Genomic DNA, 15,694 nt, shown 5'->3' on the forward strand with positions numbered 1-15,694 from the left:
TCGCGATAGGGGCGGCCCGCCGTGGGGCCGCCCCGTCGGGTTACTTCTGCGGCAGGCCCATGGAGGCCCGGTAGGCGGCAAGCTGTGCGTCGCGGCCGAACTGGTCGGTCAGCTCGTTCCAGCCTTCGGCCACGGTGTCCAGTGCCTCTTGCGGGGTGACTTCTCCAGCCAGCGCGCGGCTGAGCTCGATCTCAAGGATCTCGGTGTAGGAGAAGTAGCCGGGCAGACGCATGTCCAGAGCGACGTTGTCCGCGGTCACGGCGTCGCGCTGCGCGCCCAGGTACTCGGTCGCCTCACGCTCGGAGAACAGCTTGGACCAGCGCTCCATGTCGGTGGTGTGCGAGATCCGGTAGGGGTTCACGCCCGTGCCGCCGGTGACGGTGGCCTCGCCCGAGACTTCGGGGCTGGAGAGGGTCGAGATGAAGTCCCACGCCGCTTCCTGGTTCTTGGAGAACTGAGGAACCGCAGCCTGCCAGCCGCCGAACGCCATGAAGGAGGTGTCCACGGGTTCGTCGAAGGTGTCCCATTCGCCGGTCTTGTAGTTGTAGACCTCCGTCGAGGACGGCAACACGGCAGAGCCGACATTGCCCGCGACGGTGGACTGCTCCGGGTCGGCGGCGATCACGCCGGTGTCGCCCCATCCGATGGACTGTGCCACCTGACCGCCTGCGAAAGCCGCGTTGACCTCACCGAAGGAGAAGTTGAGCGCCGACGGCGGCGCCAGCTTGGAAGCGCGGATGTACTCTTCGAGGCCACGCACCCACGCCGGGTTGTTCACCTGGGCGTCCATGGTGTCCGGGTCGAAGAACATGGCACCGGGCAGGTCCGGGTGGCTGGCGTAGGCCGCCACGTGAGAGAACAGGAACCAGAACTGCTGACCGCCGCGGCGGAAGGCTTCGGCGGTGCCGTAGACACCGTCCACGTTGTCCTGGAAGTACTCGGCGATGTCGAGGTACTCGGTCCACGTCTTCGGCGGGGCGAGGTCGTAGCCGTACTTCTCCTTAAACGCGGTCTTGTTCGCCTCGTCCTCGAACAGGTCGATGCGGTAGGTGTAGGTGTGAACGTCGCCGTCCATGGTCTGTGACAGGACCTTGTCGTTCCAGACCATCAACTGTTCACGATAGACCGGCGCGATGTCTTCCCATGCCTCGCCTTCCTGGAACTTGGCCGGCATCTCGGTCAGGAAGGGCGTGAAGTCGGGAGCCCAAGCCGGAGCGAAGGCGATCACGTCGAAGGAGTCGTCGCCCGCCGCCAGCGTGGTGACGATCTTGGGGTAAAGCTCCGACCATGGGAACTCGACCACCTTCACGGTGCCGCAGGTCTTCTCGGACCAGGCTTCGGCGGCCTGTGTCAGGGCCGAGGCGATGTATGGGCCGGTCTGGGTGGTCGCGGTGATCTCGACACCCGTGTAGTCGGGCGAGCAGGCCAGCGCCGCACCCGTGGACAGGGCCAGCGCCCCGACCGAGAGTTTCAACGATTTCAGCATGATGTTTCCTCCCTTGGAAATCTGCCCCTCCTCCGGGGCCTTTGTTAAGTCTACTTGACCGCTCCGCTCAGCAGTCCCGAGCGCATCAGGCGCCCCAAGAGCCCGGCGGCCACCACCATCGGGATGATGGCAACCAGCGCGGCGGCAGATATGGCCCACCATTCGTCGCCCCTCTGGCTGTTCTGACCGGCAATCAGGACGGGCAGGGTCTGCCACTCCGAGTTGGTCAGGAAGAGCGCGAAGAGAAATTCGTTCCAGGTAAAGGCCAGCGTGATGACGAAGGTGGCAATCAGGCCGGGGCGGCACATCGGCAGCACGATCCCGAAGAAGATCCGCCACTGCGGCACGTTGTCGACCAGCGCGGCTTCCTCGACCTCCAGCGGCAGGGCCGAGATGAAGTCGCGCATCAGCCAGACCACAATGGGCAGCGAGAAGGCGATATAGGCCAGCGTCAGCCCGAGGTAGGTGTCGGTCAGCTTGAACCCCAGCTTGCCCATTTCCGAGTAGAGCAGGAACAGCGCGAAGGCCACGACGATGGGCGGAAACAGCCGCTGGCTGACGAACCAGAAAACGATGTCGTCGTTCTTCATCACCTTGCCCGGCAGCCGGAAGCGGTTGGCGAAGACCGAAAGGGCTAGTGCCACGGTGAAGGCGATGATGGAGGCGGTTGCCGGGGGCAGCCCCAGAACGTCACGGCCCAGCAGAAAGCCCCCCATGGCCACGACGAAGAACAGCACGCCAGACAACAGCTTCACCCGGAAGGGAAAGCGCACTAGCGCATAGGCCGCCATGGCCCCCAGCAGAGTGGCCAGCACCGAGGACGAAACGGCGACGATGGTCGAGGACCAGAAGTTCGAATAGAACTCGCCCCGGATGCCGGAGAACAGCTCTCTCCACGCCTTCAATGTCGGTTGGAAGTCGACGAAGGGCAGGTAGGTCGGCCCGCCCACGACATCGGGCGGCGTCTTCAGCGAGGTGATCGCGACCCAGTACAGCGGAAAGACGGTAAAGGCGAACCACGCGCAGCACAGGGCGAAGGCCACCCAGCGGCGCGGGCCGTGCAGGTCGCGCACGCTCATTTGTATTTCTCCAGCCAGGGTTTCAGCAGGGCGAGATAGACGAGGCTTAGGATCAGCACCACCGCGAGGAACAGGAAGGACAGCGCCGAGGTGTAGCCAAGGTTGAACTTCTTGAAGCCCTCCTGATAGGCGAAAAGGGTCAGTGTCTCGGTGGCCACGCCGGGGCCGCCGCCGGTCATCACGAAGACCGTGTCGATGATCTTGAAGCTCTCCACGATACGAATGAAGATCACCGCCGCCGAAATGGGCAGCATCATCGGGAAGGTGATGCCCCAGAACTGCTGCCAAGGTGAGGCGTTCTCAAGCTCTGCCGCCTCGTAGACGTCGTCGGGCAGGCCCTGCAGACCGGCGAGCAGCAGCAGGATAACGAAGGGCGTCCACTGCCAGATCTCGACGGCGATCAGCGATCCGAGCGCCCAGTGCGACTCGGTCAGGTAGGGCAGGTTCGGGAAGCCGAAGAACGTGGCCACCTGATTGAGCGGACCCATGGTGGGATTGAGGATCTGGCGCGCGATCAATGCCACGGCGACCGGGGCCACCAGCATCGGCATCAGGAAGGTGACGCGGAAGAACTCCACCCCCTTCACCCGCTTGGCCAGTGCCAGCGCGATGCCGAAGCCAATCACGAACTGCAGCGCGACCGAGGTGAAGGCGATGATGGAGGTGGTCTTGACCGTTTGCCAGAAGCGCGGATTGCCCAACAGGTCGGTGTAGTTGTCGACGCCCACGAACCGCGAAGGCATCGGCGGGACAAGTCGCAGAGACATGAAGCTGTTCGCAAGCGAGTAGATCAGTGGAAAGATCGCGATGGCCAGTACCACGAGGAACGCCGGCCAGAGGAACAGGTGCTTGACCGGATCGTCGCGCGTCATGCGGTCTCTCCCAGCAGGGCGTCGATTTCCGCCCGGGATGGCATGGCGGGGGCGGTGCCGCGCCGGGTCACTGCGATGCCTGCCGTGGCGCAGCCCATGCGCACCGCATCCTCGACACCCTTTCCTTCGGACAGCGAGGTGGCGAACCCGCCGATGAATGCGTCGCCCGCGCCTGCCGTGTCGATGACAGCGGCGTTGGTCATGGCGGGAATGCGGGTGCTGATGCCCTGTCCGTGGATGTAGACGCCCTTGTCGCCCAGCGTGATCAGCGCCGTGCCGACGCCACGTTCTACAAAGATCTCGGCGGCGCGACGCGCGTCTTCCTCTGTCTTGATCTCGAAACCGACGAGGGCCGCGGCTTCGCTCTCGTTCGGAACGAAGTAGTCGGTTTGCGCATAACAGGCGTCGTCGAAGGAATTGGCCGGGGCAGGGTTGAACACCGTGATCACGCCCGCCGCTCTTGCCATCCGCAAAGCGGCCAGCGCCGCCTTGGCGGGCTGTTCAAGCTGCGTGACAAAGACCTTGGCGCCTTCGATCACGTCGCGCTGTGCCTCCACGTCGGCGGCGGAAATGGTGCCCGCCGCGCCGGGGTAGACGATGATCGCGTTCTCACCTGTCTGGTCGTTGACAAAGATGAAGGCCGCGCCGGAGGGCATGTCGGGCATGACCTCGACCTTCGGCGTCACACCCGTTTCTTCGTAAATCTGAAGTGCCATCTTGCCGAAGGGATCGTCGCCGATCTTCGAGATAAAGCTGACCTGCGCCCCGGCGCGACCCGCCGCCACCGCCTGGTTGGACCCCTTGCCGCCCGGTCCCAGCGAAAACCCCGAGCCCATGATCGTCTCGCCACTCACCGGCATCCGCGCCGCAAGATAGGCCGTGTCGGCGACATAGATCCCAAGGATCGCGATGCCCGTCTGCTCTGCCATGATGTCCTCCCCCTTGCGCCAACCCCTCCCCGGGCGGCGCGATCGTCATTCCCCGTAGGGCACCCAGATGTTCTTGACCTGCGTCGCCTGCCGGATGAAGTGCTCGCCCTCGGCCTCGGGGCTGGTCCAGTCCCAGGCCCGTCCGTGGTCTGTGAAGACCCGCTTGAGGTTGCCAACCGACAGCCGTTCGATCTCTGCCGAGAGCGCGGGCGTGGTGAAGGCCCAAAGCACGTCGACGTCGTTGTGCTTCGCCAGTTCGCGGCCCAGCGTCTCGGTGCTGCCGGTGACGATGTTCAACACGCCGCCGGGCAGGTCCGAGGTTTCTAGAACCTGATAGAAGTCGGTCGCGGACAGCGGATGCGCTTCGGACGCCACTGCGACCACGCGGTTGCCGGTCGCGATCAGCGGCGCCACCGCCGAGACGAAACCCAGAAGCGGGCTTTCCTCGGGGCAGATCACGCCCGCGACGCCGATAGGCTCGGGCACCGCCAGCGCGAGGCCCTTCATCGGCGGCATGTGGACGGTGCCCTCGACCTTGTCGGCCCATGCGCCGTAGCTGAAGAGCCGTGATACGCTGGCCGCCACTTCGGCGCGTGCCTTGTCGGTCTTGGCCCCTGTCTGCGCGCTGATGCGTTCGGCGAATTCCTCGGCCCGGGCCGAGAGGTTCTCGCCCATGTAATACAGGACCTGCGCGCGGTTGTGCTGGGTCTTGCCGCCCCAGCTTTTCGCACCGCGCGCCGCCTCGACGGCGTTGCGGATGTCCTTGCGGTTGCCTTCGCCGACCTCACCCAGCACCGCGCCCTTGGCTCCGACGACGGCCCGCGCGTTGCCACCATCTGGACGGGCCTGCTTGCCGCCGATGTAGAACTTGGCCGTCCGGTCGACGGGGTCGAGGCTGAAGCCCTTCGCCGCCATGGGCGAGGCGGCCTTGCGCTCGGACACCTTGGCGAAGGCGCGTGGTTTGAGGTAGTCGTAACAGCCCTCGCGTCCGCCCTCGCGGCCAAAGCCGCTTTCCTTGACGCCGCCGAAACCGACGCCCGCATCCATGACGTTTGTGCAGTTGACCCAGACGATGCCCGCCTGAACCTTCGCGGCAAGATCGAGCGCAAGGTTGATGTTCTCGCTCCAGATGCTCGCGGCAAGGCCGTAGCGGGTATGGTTGGCAAGTTGCACTGCCTCTTCCGGCGTGCGGAAGGTCATCGACACGGCGACGGGGCCAAAGATTTCTTCGGTCGCGGCCTCGCAGGTGGCGGGCACGTCGCGCAGGAGGGTCGGCGGATAAAAGCTGCCCGTCGTGGGCACGTCCCCCGATTGCACCAGCGTGGCGCCCGCCGCGACGGCGCGGTCCACCATACCGGCGATGCGGTCGCGCTGCGCGCCGTCGATCACCGCGCTCAGGTCGATGGTCTTGTCGAGCGATCCGCCGATGCGCAGCGTCTTCATCCGCTCGGCCAGTCGCGCGTGGAAGACGTCCGAAACGCCCTCCTGCACCAGCAGCCGAGAGCCCGCGCAGCAGACCTGCCCCTGGTTGAACCAGATGGCGTCCACGACGCCCTCGACCGCCGCATCGATGTCCGCATCCTCGCAGACGATGAAGGGCGACTTGCCGCCCAGCTCCAGCGTCAGGCTTTTGCCCTGGCCTGCTGTCGCCTCGCGGATGCGGCGCCCGACCTCGGTCGAGCCGGTGAAGGCCACCTTGTCCGCGCCCTCGTGGGCCGCGATCAGCGCGCCGGTCTCTCCGTCGCCGGTGACGATGTTCAGCACGCCCGCGGGCAGCCCCGCCGCCTGCGCCAGTTCGGCGAACAGCAGCGCGGTCAGCGGCGTCGCCTCGGCGGGCTTCAGAACCACCGCGTTCCCCAGCGCCAGGGCGGGCGCCAGTTTCCACGCCAGCATCAGGAAGGGGAAGTTCCACGGGATCACCTGACCCACGACGCCCACCGGATCGTAGCCCGCGAACTGGCTGTCCTGCAGCTGCGCCCAGCCCGCGTGGTGGTAGAAGTGTCGCGCGGCGAGCGGAATGTCGATGTCGCGCGTCTCGCGGATCGACTTGCCGTTGTCCAGCGCCTCGACCACCGCGATCAGGCGGGAATTGCGCTGGATGATCCGCGCCAGCGCATAGAGCTTCAACGCCCGTTCGTGACCGGGCAGGGCGGCCCAGCCCTTTTGCGCGCGGCGCGCCGCCTTGAAGGCCGCGTCCACATCCGCCGTCACCCCCTGAGAGACCTGCGCCAATGGGTTGCCGGTCGCGGGCTCAAGGGTGTCGAAACCCTCGGCTGGCTTGGTGAAGGCGCCGTCGATGAAATGGCCGAAGCGCGCGTCATGCGAGGCAAGCCATGCGCGCGCGGCGCTGTCGTCCTCTGTGCTGGGGGCGTAATCCATGCTGTCGAAGAAGCTCGCGACTGTCATTGGGTCATCCGATCGGGTGGCGTTGCGCGGCGCTGTAGGCGCCGGTCACGCGGTGTTCGAGTTGGCGCTCGATGTCGCCCAGAAGCGACGAGGCGCCGAAGCGGAAAAGGTCCGGCTGCACCCAGTCGAGGCCCAACTCCTCTTTCATCAGCGCAAGGTAGACAAGGGCATCCTTGGCTTTGGACACGCCACCGGCGGGCTTGTAGCCGACCTTGACGCCGGTCATCTCGCGGTACTGGCGGATCGCCCGGACCATGGTCAGCGACACCGGCAGCGTGGCGTTCACGCCCTCCTTGCCGGTCGAGGTCTTGATGAAATCGGCGCCCGCCATCATGCAGACAAGGCTGGCGCGGGCGACGTTGCGCAGGGTCTTGAGGTCGCCGGTGGCGAGGATCGCCTTGACGTGCGCGTCGCCGCAGGCGGCGCGGTAGTCGCGCATCTCGTCGTACAGCGCCTGCCAGTTGCCGGTCAGCACATGCTCTCGCGTGATGACGATGTCGATCTCCTGCGCGCCATCGGCGACAGAGGCCTCGATCTCGGCCAGCTTGGTGTGATGCGGCGCCAGACCCGCCGGAAAGCCGGTCGAGACGGCGGCGACCGGGATGCCGGTGCCCTTCAGCGCCTCGACGGCGGTCGCGACGAAGCGGTGGTAGACGCAGACCGCGCCGGTGGTGATGCCGCGATCCGCCATGCCGAGCGCGTCGAGCAGGTCGGCGCGGATCGGCTGCGCGGCCTTGCCACAGAGCCGCCGCACGCGGCCCTCGGTGTCGTCGCCATTGAGCGTGGTCAGGTCGATGCATGTCACCGCCTTCAAGAGCCACGCGCTTTGGGCATCTCCCTTGACGGCCCGGCGGCCCGGCAGACTGGCGGCGCGGCGGATGCTGGCTTCGGTGTTGACCTGCACCGCCTGCACGGCGGCCAGGTCGAGCGCCATGCCGTCGTTGCGTGGATGCGCCACCGGCGTCGATGCCGGCAGGGTGGTCACCTCTGTCTTCACGATCTTCCCTCCGATGTCTCCACGTGTCCGCTTTCCGCGAATCTCGATGGCGACTTTCGATCAGGATGCGTGGATACTGTTGTTTCCGCAACCCCATTTTGTTACGATCTTAACATTGTGAATATGCAGGTTCTGACAATGACCCAAACCGACTCCCGCGGGTTGCCCGCAAGCCGCAAGGAGGCCCGTGCATCGTGGCTTCGGGAAGCGGTCATGAATCATGGGCCTCTGCACGTCCGCGATGCAGCGGAAAGCCTGGATGTCTCCGAGATGACGGTGCGCCGCGACGTGCGCGAAAACCCGGAAATGCTGCAGTTTCTTGGGGGGCACATCGTCCTGTCGCAGGACGCGGTGCGGCGCGCGCCCTATGACCTCTCGGACGCGGCAGAGGTGCACCAGGACGCCAAGCGCGCCGCCTCCGATGCCTGCCTGTCGCTTCTGGAGCCTGAGGCCACGATCTTCGTAGACTGCGGCACAACCCTGCCGCACTTGATCCATGCCATCCCGCCAGATTGGGAAATGACAGTAATCTGTTACGCCTTGAACATCGCGGATCTGGTGGTGCGCAAGCCGAACATCAAGCTGGTCCTGCTGGGCGGCGTCTACCATCCGGCAACGGCCTCGTTCTATCCGGTGGAGGAGGACGGGACGTTCGACGCCTATGCTCTCAATCTTGCGTTCATGTCGGCGGCGGGGGTGGATACGACCCTTGGCGTGACCTGCACCACCTTCCGCGAGTCGGCGCTGAAGCGGCAGGCTATGCGGCGCGCGGCGCGTAGTGTGCTGGTCACCGACCGGTCGAAGTTCGGGACGGTCCGCCCGGCTCGGTTCGCCGGACTCGGGGACTTCTCCTACGTGGCCACGGAAGACGGATTGATCCCGCCGTCCGAGATTGCCGTGGACGGGTCACGCCTCGACCGGAGCTGAGGAAGCGCCACCATTGACCAGCAGGCATGAAAAAAGCCCCGGGCGTTGACCCGGGGCTTCGTTGGGCTCAGCCGTATCAGTCGGCGCGGTGCCAGTCCGCGATGTTCCAGATCTGGCTGTCCCAGCTGTTCATCCGAACACCTTCCAGTGTCTTGGCCTTGCCTGAGATGATACTGCGGTGGATCAGGGGAATGATCGTGTAGGACTCGATCAGCATGTCGTTCATCTCACGCGCGATGCGTCCGCGGTCCTCCAGCGAAGCGGCGGTGCGGAACTCCGCGATCAGAGCCTCGTAATCATCGGAGCAGAAGCGCTGGATGTTGTTGCCCTGCCACTGGGTTTCGGGGCTGGGGATGTTGGCGCAGCTCCAGTTGCCCAGGAACGCCTCCGGGTCTTGGCCCTTGGAGTTGTCGGTGTACATCTGCACGTCGGCGTAAAACTTCTGCCGGGTGTCGGGGGAACCCGGGTCGCCGCCGAAAAAGACGGACGCGTCGATGTTGCGCAGTTCGGTCTCGACGCCGAGCTCGCCCCACCACGACTTGATGAGCGACTGGCTGTCCTGGCGCACGCCGTTGGTCGACGTCTGGTAGAGGATCGACAGCTTCTGACCGTCCTTGTCGCGCACGCCGTCGCCGTCCGTGTCTGTCCAGCCGGCTTCGTCCAAAAGAGCTTTTGCAGCCTCGATGTCCTGTGTGACGCAATCGTCATGCGCGTCGGACTTGTAGAGGTCGGGCGCGGGCACGACTGCGCAGCCGGGAATACCGGAATCGCCGTACAGGTTCTCTGCGATCAACGGACGGTCGATGGCCATCGAAAGGGCCTGACCGACGCGCGGGTCTGTCAGGAAGGGGTGCGGGCCGCCTGCGACGGTAGAGCGGGCATCCTCGAGATCCGGGCTCGGGTCGGTCTGATTGAGGAACAGGAATTCGACTGCCGAGCCGTTGCTGGTGATCACCTCTCCGGGACCGCCGCTCATGGAGGCGAGCACGTCGGGTGCAAGCTGAAGGTTCCAGGCGTAGTCGACTTCGCCGGTCTGAAGCACCGCGCGCGCAGAGGCGTTCGGATCGCCGCCGCCCTTGATCGTGACATGCGAGAAGGCGGGCTTGTCGGCGTCGCGGTATTCAGGGTTCATCGAGTAGGTGATGATGTCGTTGGCGCGGAAATCCTCGACCACATAGGGGCCAGTGCCGATGGGATGGGTGTTCTCCTCGGTGCATTGCGAGACGCGCACCCCTGTGCAGTTTTCGAACTGTGCGCGCTGAAGGATGGGAGACTCGGAACTGACGAAGGCGGAATAGGGGTAGGGTTTCGGTTCGGTGAAGCGGACCTCGATGGTGCTGTCGTCGATCGCGACGACCTCTGCCACGCCGTCGAACTGTTGAAGGGCGGCGCAACCGCTCTCTTCGTCGACGCAGTATTGCCACGTGAACACCGCATCGGCAGAGGTCACCGGTGTGCCGTCGGACCACTTCAGACCATCGCGCAGCGTCCACGTGATCGAGGTCAGATCCTCGGACACGCCACCGTTCTCGACCGTCGGGATCTCGCTGGCGAGGATCGGCACCAATTCACCGGTTTCCGAGAATCGAGCCAGCGGTTCCAATACCAGCGAGGCGGCCTCCACTTCCTTGGCAATGCCCGAAAGGTAGGGGTTCATTGAAGACGCAGCCTGCCAATAAAGGATGCGCAGCTCTCCGTCGCTGCCGCGTTCGGCGCTGGCGGTGATTGGCAACAGCGCAAGCGCGGTTCCCAATAGGGTCGAAAGGGTCTTCATCAAGCTCTCCTGTCGGTGTCGGGACGTTTGAACCCAGTGGCGGGGGTGCCCCTCATGTCATGTATTATATGTTGCGAGAGCGTGAATCTTCAGTCAAGATGTAATAAACAGTACATGCCAGTAGATGACAGAATCCGGAACGCGACGATGACTTCTTCACAGGACCTCCTGGCGCGTTTGCGCAACGGTGCCCAGTCGGGCGCGGAACGCAAGGTCGCAGCCGCTCTGTCAGAAACGTTCCCGACCGGCGCGCTCGGAACGGTGGAGGTGCTGGCCAACCGCGCAGGCGTCAGTGGGCCGACCGTTCTGCGCTATGTCAACAAGCTGGGCTTTTCGCGCTTCGCCGATTTCCAGGCGGCCGTGATGCAGGAACTCGACCGGCAACTGGGGTCTCCGGCGGTGCAGATGGCGACCCCTTCGGAACCGCAGGACGGCGGCGAGCACCTCTATCGCAGGACGCTTCTGATGCAGGCCGAGGCGTTGCGCCGTGTTGCGGACCGTGCCGTCCCGGCGGAGTTCGACCGCATCGTCGATCTGCTGACCGACCCGAAGCTGACAATCCGCGCGCTCGGCGGCCGCTACAGCCGCAACCTCGCGCAGCGACTGGTGTTGCACCTGGGGCAGGTGCGCACGCAGGTCTCACTGATTGAGCGACCGCTTGGGTTCGCCTTCGACCCGCTGGTCGACATCGGACCGAGGGATCTGTTGGTTGTCTTCGATTATCGCCGATACCAGCAGGACTTGATGGCCTTCGCAAAGGCTGCGTGGGGGCAGGGGGCGCGGATTGTGTTGCTGACCGATCTGTCACGCTCGCCCGTGGCAGAACTGGCTGAGGCGGTACTTATCTCGCCGGATGAGTCCCCCTCGCCATTCGCTTCGAGGGTGGTGGCGACGGCGCAGGTGGAGGCGCTGGTTGCCGCAGTCGTGGCGCGCGACCGGGATGCGGCGCGCCGGCGGCTGGAACGGATCGAAGCGCTGCGCAGGGATGGACAAGGCGATGCGTGAGCCGTTCGAGATCCTGAACCGCGAGGGCGGTTTTCCCGGTCTGATCGTCGTGGACCACGCTGGGACCGAGGAGCCAGAAGGGCATGCACTGGGACTGGCACCCGAATGGCACGAGACGCATCACTTCTACGATATCGGGGTCGAGCCGATGGCCCGGATGCTTGCCGACCGGCTGGAGGCGCCGGTCATCCTCGGCACGGTCAGCCGGCTTGTGCTGGACCTCAACCGCTGGATTGCCGATCCGCGCTCGATCTTGCGGGCGGTCGAGGACGTGCCGATCCCCGGGAACGTTCTGTCGGACGAGGGGCGCGCCTCACGGCAGGATGGCATCTTCTGGCCGTATCATATCGCTTTGGACCTGCTGTGGCAGAAGGTGCAGGCGCGTCATGCGGATCCGGTCTTTCTCGCCCTGCACACCTGCACGCGGCACATGGACGGGCAGCGCAGGCCCTGGGATGCCGGTACGATCTGGAATGAATCCCCCGCGCTCTCTCAGGCTTTGCTGTCCGGCCTGGACGGCTGTGGCGTGCTGGGCGACAACCAGCCTTACTCCGGCCGTGGTGGCATCTATTCCGTCGACCGACATACTTGGGGCACGGGGTTTCGGGCGTGCGGACTGGAAGTGTCCAACGACCTGGTCGAGACCCGCGCGGGGCAGGCGGCATGGGCCGATCACCTTGCCCGTGCCTTGCAACGGACAGTCCCGACGAGCGCCCGCACATGACCCTGACAACCGACACACCCTATGCCCTGAGCGCGCCGCCAGCCTCCTTGTCGGAACCTTTGGAGGGCAGTCTGAAGGTGGACATCGCCCTGGTCGGCGCCGGGTTCAGTGGCGCGATAGCGGCGCTCATGCTGGCGCGGCGCGGTGTTTCAGTGGCCTTGATAGAGGCGGCGGAGGTCGGCCACGGCGGATCCGGGCGCAACCACGGGCAGTGCATTCCTGTTTTCGGCTACCTGGACGAAAAAACCTTGCCACCCGAAGGCTTTGTGCTGCTGCGCGATTCCGGGCGCAAGGTCTTCAAGACCATCGAAGAACTGGGGATCGCGTGCGAACCGGTGCAGAAGGGATGGCTGAACGCCGCCCACGATGCCGCTGGGTTGGAGCGTGCCCGTGCAGCCCACGCGAAATACGCAGGCCTCGGAAAGGCGGGGGCGTTCCTCGGACCGGACGAGGTGGAGGCGTTGAGCGGCGTCCGCGGCTATCTCGGCGGCTGGGTACATCGTGACGGCGGTCATCTGAACCCTCTGGCTTACGTGCGTGGCCTTGCCGGGGCCGCACAGGCGGCAGGCGCGGCGCTGCACGTGCGCACACCTCTGACGGCTATCTCGCGGCAGGGCGGCCGGTGGCTGCTGAAGACGCCTCGTGGCGACATCTCGGCCCGCGCGGTGGGCCTGACGGTCAACGCATACGGGGACGCTGCGATCCCGCCGCGCCTGAGGCGGAGCCTCGTGCCCATGCGCTCCTACGCCATTGCGTCGGCCCCCCTAAAGCCCGACCAGCGCCGTGCCGTGCTGCCCGGCGGCGTGAATTTCAGCGACACCCGGCGCGATCCCATGTTCTTCCGCGTCGACGAGAGTGGCCGCATCATAACCGGTGGGCTGGTCGAACTGCGGCGCGGGCGGCTTGGTGGACCAACCGTGGCGCAGGCGGGCAGGCGGCTGGCGCGGCTCTACCCGGAACTCGAAGGGCTGGGGTTCACCCATCACTGGTCGGGCATGGTGGGTATCTCGGCCAGACAGCGGCCGGCGATCTTCGAGATCAATGAGGGCCTTTGGGCGTTGGCCGGGTATTCGGGCAGGGGTGTACCGACGACGATGGCGCTTGGGCGCGCACTGGCCGCGACGCTTGTGGATCGGGCCGAGGGCGCCCGGCTCTGGCCGCATGATGCGCCTGGGCGTATCCCGGCCGCCGCGCTGATCGGTTTCGGTGTGCAAAGCTTGCGGGGACCGCTGAACAAACTGCGTGACAGGGTCTAGGTCAGTCGGTTCCGTACCGGCGCGCGGTAGAGTTCCGGCTGCACCTGCTCGATGACCGGCTTTCCATCCTCGCCCAGCAAGGCAAATGCGCGCCGCACAAGCATCTTGTGCCGTTGGCGCATCATGTGCACCGGAAACCGCAGCAACTGCCCTAAGGGTTCGTAGTCGAAGCACCCGAAGGCGCAGGCGTCCAGTTCGTGTTCGGGCAGGGTGGCGAGGAAGCGCAGCACGCCCTCGAATACCGAATCGGAATTGATGAACAGGCCGCGCGGCAAACCCCCGAGGCGTGCGTAGAGCGCGGCGATCGTCTCTGTCGCCGCATCGATGTCGTAGGTCTCGGCGATGATCTGAGAAGGGGCGACGCGGCCGACGTGGGAATAAAGCGCTTCCGAGAAACCTTCGACCCGATTGGCCGTGGACGGCAAACGTCGGTCGCCTCCGATGAAGTAGACGGTTTCGCGCGGACCGGTGCCGACCCCGCCGAGCGCCGTCATCGAGGCCAGGATTTCGCGTGTGAGGACCTGCGCCCCGGTGCGGTTGTCGGTTACGACAGAGGGCGCGCGCGCGCAGGGCTGGTCGACGAAGACATGGGGAATCCGGGCCGCCTCACATTGGCGGCTCAGGTCTTCCGGTGCGACGGTGCCGACAAAGAAAAGCGCGTCTATGGCCCATGAGGTGAGGTCGGCGACCGTGCTGCGCTCTTCCTCCGGGTCACGCTCGGTGGCGATGATGACCGGGCAGAGATTTCGGGCCCGCACCTCGCGCGAGAAGGTCTGTGCGATCTGCGAGAAGAAGCGGTTGTACTCCGGCAGGAGCAGCGCCACGAGGCCGGAGCGCGACGTGCGCAGAGCCCGTGCCTGAAGGTTGGCGGAATACCCATGGTCGCGGGCGATCTCGATGATGCGCTGCGCGGTCGCCTCCGAAATGCGGCGTTTCTTCCAGGTGCCGTTCAAGGCGGCGGACACGGTGGAGGCCGAAGCGCCCGCCCGTTGCGCGATGTCATAGATCGTCTTTTTCTGGTTCTCGGACATATGGTTGCATCTACCCATGCAAACGGACGCAAGGAAGTGTTGACAGGATGCACGGAGTCGTTATTTGTTTGCAACATCGATTGTGCACCCCGTTAACCCGTAGGCCATGACCCTGACGAAAGAGGTCGTGGATTTTTTCGGACATGTTGCACAAACGATTGCGCAATTTTGAGGAGCTGGCGCGCGAAGCGCCATTCGGGAGGATGACATGAAGAAACTGACAGGACTTGTCAGCGCGCTGGCGCTGACGGTTGGCCTTGCTACCGGCGCGGCCGCAGAGACCACCATGGGCGTCGTCGTGAAGATCGGCGGCATTCCGTGGTTCAACGCGATGGAAGATGGCATCAAGCGCCGCGCCGAGGAACTGGGCGTCACCGCCGAGATGATCGGCCCGGTTTCCGCCGACCCCGCGCTGCAGGTGCAGGCCATCGAAGATCTGATCGCCAAGGGCGTCGACGTCATCGGCGTGGTTCCGAACGACGAGGCCGCGCTTGAGCCGGTGCTGAAGAAGGCGCGCGACGCCGGCATCGTTGTCATCAGCCACGAGGGACCGGGGCTCGAAAACGTCGATTGGAACTTTGAGCTCGCCTCCGCCGAGGGCTTCGGCGAAGCTCACGCCAAGCTGCTTTCTGACATGACCCCCGAGGGCGGCAAGTACGCGGTTTACGTCGGCTCCCTCACTGTGCCGCTGCACAACGCATGGGCCGATGCTGCAATCGCCTGGATGAAGGAGAACCGCCCCGATATCGAGATCGTCGGCGAGCGTTACGGCGTGGCCGAGAACGTGGACGACTCGCGCTCGACCGCGCTCGACCTGATTGCGGCGAACCCGGATCTGAAAGGCTTCCTCGCCTTCGGATCGCAGGGGCCGATCGGCGCAGGCCGTGCCGTGGAAGAGCGTCGCAAGATCGGCGAGATCCAGGTCATGGGGCCGTTCTCCCCCGGTCAGGGGCGCAAGATGATCCACTCGGGCGTCCTGGCAGGAGGTTACATGTGGAACCCCGCGCAGGCGGGCGAGGTCTTCGTCACGCTGGGCGTCATGCTGGCCAAGGGTGAAGAGATCACGGACGGCATGGATATTCCCGGCCTCGGGGTTGTGCATCCGGATGTCGAGAACAAGGACATCATCACCGACAACCTGTTGGAGATCAACGCGGATACCGTTGACGACTTGGCGGACAAGGGTCTGTAAGGGCTCCTCCCTGCGG

General features: G+C 65.2%; 13 protein-coding genes. 5 read left to right on the plus strand and 8 right to left on the minus strand.

Annotation, left to right across the window (positions count from 1 at the left end; genetic code table 11):
* Positions 1-40: 40 nt before the first annotated feature.
* The 6 genes from ABFK29_RS11755 to deoC are packed head-to-tail and all read right to left on the minus strand — an operon-like array spanning position 41 to position 7,769.
* Entirely contained in the window at positions 41-1,486 is a 1,446-nt protein-coding gene (locus ABFK29_RS11755; RefSeq protein ID WP_005863011.1) for an extracellular solute-binding protein, read from the minus strand.
* Between the two features lie 50 nt (positions 1,487-1,536).
* Entirely contained in the window at positions 1,537-2,565 is a 1,029-nt protein-coding gene (locus tag ABFK29_RS11760; protein ID WP_005863013.1) for a carbohydrate ABC transporter permease, read from the minus strand.
* Positions 2,562-3,437, minus strand: a complete 876-nt coding sequence (locus tag ABFK29_RS11765) for a carbohydrate ABC transporter permease (RefSeq protein ID WP_005863016.1) — start codon at positions 3,435-3,437, stop codon at positions 2,562-2,564. The genes ABFK29_RS11760 and ABFK29_RS11765 overlap by 4 nt, the downstream gene beginning before the upstream one ends.
* Positions 3,434-4,366 carry a ribokinase gene (gene rbsK, locus ABFK29_RS11770; protein ID WP_005863018.1) on the minus strand — a complete coding sequence of 311 codons (933 nt, stop codon included), beginning with the start codon at positions 4,364-4,366 and terminating at the stop codon, positions 3,434-3,436. The genes ABFK29_RS11765 and rbsK overlap by 4 nt, the downstream gene beginning before the upstream one ends.
* A 45-nt stretch (positions 4,367-4,411) precedes the next feature.
* On the minus strand, positions 4,412-6,772 hold the full coding sequence (locus ABFK29_RS11775) for an aldehyde dehydrogenase family protein (protein WP_005863019.1): 2,361 nt from the start codon (positions 6,770-6,772) through the stop codon (positions 4,412-4,414).
* A 4-nt stretch (positions 6,773-6,776) separates the two neighbouring features.
* A complete protein-coding gene (deoC, locus tag ABFK29_RS11780; RefSeq protein ID WP_005863021.1) occupies positions 6,777-7,769 on the minus strand; it encodes a deoxyribose-phosphate aldolase in 993 nt (330 codons plus the stop codon).
* A gap of 213 nt (positions 7,770-7,982) precedes the next feature.
* Here deoC and ABFK29_RS11785 point away from each other — a divergent pair, with 213 nt between their 5' ends.
* A complete protein-coding gene (locus ABFK29_RS11785) occupies positions 7,983-8,696 on the plus strand; it encodes a DeoR family transcriptional regulator (RefSeq protein ID WP_050772484.1) in 714 nt (237 codons plus the stop codon).
* Between the two features lie 76 nt (positions 8,697-8,772).
* Here ABFK29_RS11785 and ABFK29_RS11790 read toward each other — a convergent pair whose 3' ends face one another.
* Entirely contained in the window at positions 8,773-10,470 is a 1,698-nt protein-coding gene (locus tag ABFK29_RS11790) for a peptide ABC transporter substrate-binding protein (protein WP_005863026.1), read from the minus strand.
* A 147-nt stretch (positions 10,471-10,617) separates the two neighbouring features.
* Here ABFK29_RS11790 and ABFK29_RS11795 point away from each other — a divergent pair, with 147 nt between their 5' ends.
* The 3 genes from ABFK29_RS11795 to ABFK29_RS11805 are packed head-to-tail and all read left to right on the plus strand — an operon-like array spanning position 10,618 to position 13,455.
* A complete protein-coding gene (locus tag ABFK29_RS11795; protein ID WP_040605091.1) occupies positions 10,618-11,475 on the plus strand; it encodes a MurR/RpiR family transcriptional regulator in 858 nt (285 codons plus the stop codon).
* Positions 11,468-12,199, plus strand: a complete 732-nt coding sequence (locus ABFK29_RS11800; protein ID WP_040605107.1) for an N-formylglutamate amidohydrolase — start codon at positions 11,468-11,470, stop codon at positions 12,197-12,199. The genes ABFK29_RS11795 and ABFK29_RS11800 overlap by 8 nt, the downstream gene beginning before the upstream one ends.
* Positions 12,196-13,455 (plus strand): NAD(P)/FAD-dependent oxidoreductase, encoded by a 1,260-nt coding sequence (locus ABFK29_RS11805; protein ID WP_005863032.1) that lies wholly within the window; start codon positions 12,196-12,198, stop codon positions 13,453-13,455. The genes ABFK29_RS11800 and ABFK29_RS11805 overlap by 4 nt, the downstream gene beginning before the upstream one ends.
* On the opposite strand, the gene ABFK29_RS11810 is transcribed toward ABFK29_RS11805, so the two are convergent.
* Positions 13,452-14,486, minus strand: a complete 1,035-nt coding sequence (locus ABFK29_RS11810; RefSeq protein WP_005863033.1) for a LacI family DNA-binding transcriptional regulator — start codon at positions 14,484-14,486, stop codon at positions 13,452-13,454. The genes ABFK29_RS11805 and ABFK29_RS11810 overlap by 4 nt on opposite strands.
* Before the next feature lie 208 nt (positions 14,487-14,694).
* On the opposite strand from ABFK29_RS11810, the gene ABFK29_RS11815 reads away from it, so the two are divergent.
* The gene (locus ABFK29_RS11815; protein WP_005863035.1) at positions 14,695-15,678 is read left to right on the plus strand and encodes a substrate-binding domain-containing protein; all 984 of its coding nucleotides are present in this window, start codon (positions 14,695-14,697) and stop codon (positions 15,676-15,678) included.
* The last annotated feature ends 16 nt before the right edge of the window (positions 15,679-15,694 follow it).

The sequence above is a fragment of the Sagittula stellata E-37 genome (genome assembly GCF_039724765.1).
Classification (GTDB): Bacteria; Pseudomonadota; Alphaproteobacteria; order Rhodobacterales; family Rhodobacteraceae; genus Sagittula; species Sagittula stellata.

Coding starts and splice junctions, on each gene's coding strand:
- ABFK29_RS11810 (WP_005863033.1), bottom strand. CDS start 14,486: ATGTCCGAGAACCAGAAAAAGACGATCTATGACATCGCGCAACGGGCG.
- ABFK29_RS11755 (WP_005863011.1), bottom strand. CDS start 1,486: ATGCTGAAATCGTTGAAACTCTCGGTCGGGGCGCTGGCCCTGTCCACG.
- ABFK29_RS11815 (WP_005863035.1), top strand. CDS start 14,695: ATGAAGAAACTGACAGGACTTGTCAGCGCGCTGGCGCTGACGGTTGGC.
- ABFK29_RS11785 (WP_050772484.1), top strand. CDS start 7,983: ATGAATCATGGGCCTCTGCACGTCCGCGATGCAGCGGAAAGCCTGGAT.
- ABFK29_RS11805 (WP_005863032.1), top strand. CDS start 12,196: ATGACCCTGACAACCGACACACCCTATGCCCTGAGCGCGCCGCCAGCC.
- ABFK29_RS11760 (WP_005863013.1), bottom strand. CDS start 2,565: ATGAGCGTGCGCGACCTGCACGGCCCGCGCCGCTGGGTGGCCTTCGCC.
- ABFK29_RS11795 (WP_040605091.1), top strand. CDS start 10,618: ATGACTTCTTCACAGGACCTCCTGGCGCGTTTGCGCAACGGTGCCCAG.
- ABFK29_RS11800 (WP_040605107.1), top strand. CDS start 11,468: ATGCGTGAGCCGTTCGAGATCCTGAACCGCGAGGGCGGTTTTCCCGGT.
- ABFK29_RS11775 (WP_005863019.1), bottom strand. CDS start 6,772: ATGACAGTCGCGAGCTTCTTCGACAGCATGGATTACGCCCCCAGCACA.
- ABFK29_RS11765 (WP_005863016.1), bottom strand. CDS start 3,437: ATGACGCGCGACGATCCGGTCAAGCACCTGTTCCTCTGGCCGGCGTTC.
- ABFK29_RS11790 (WP_005863026.1), bottom strand. CDS start 10,470: ATGAAGACCCTTTCGACCCTATTGGGAACCGCGCTTGCGCTGTTGCCA.
- rbsK (WP_005863018.1), bottom strand. CDS start 4,366: ATGGCAGAGCAGACGGGCATCGCGATCCTTGGGATCTATGTCGCCGAC.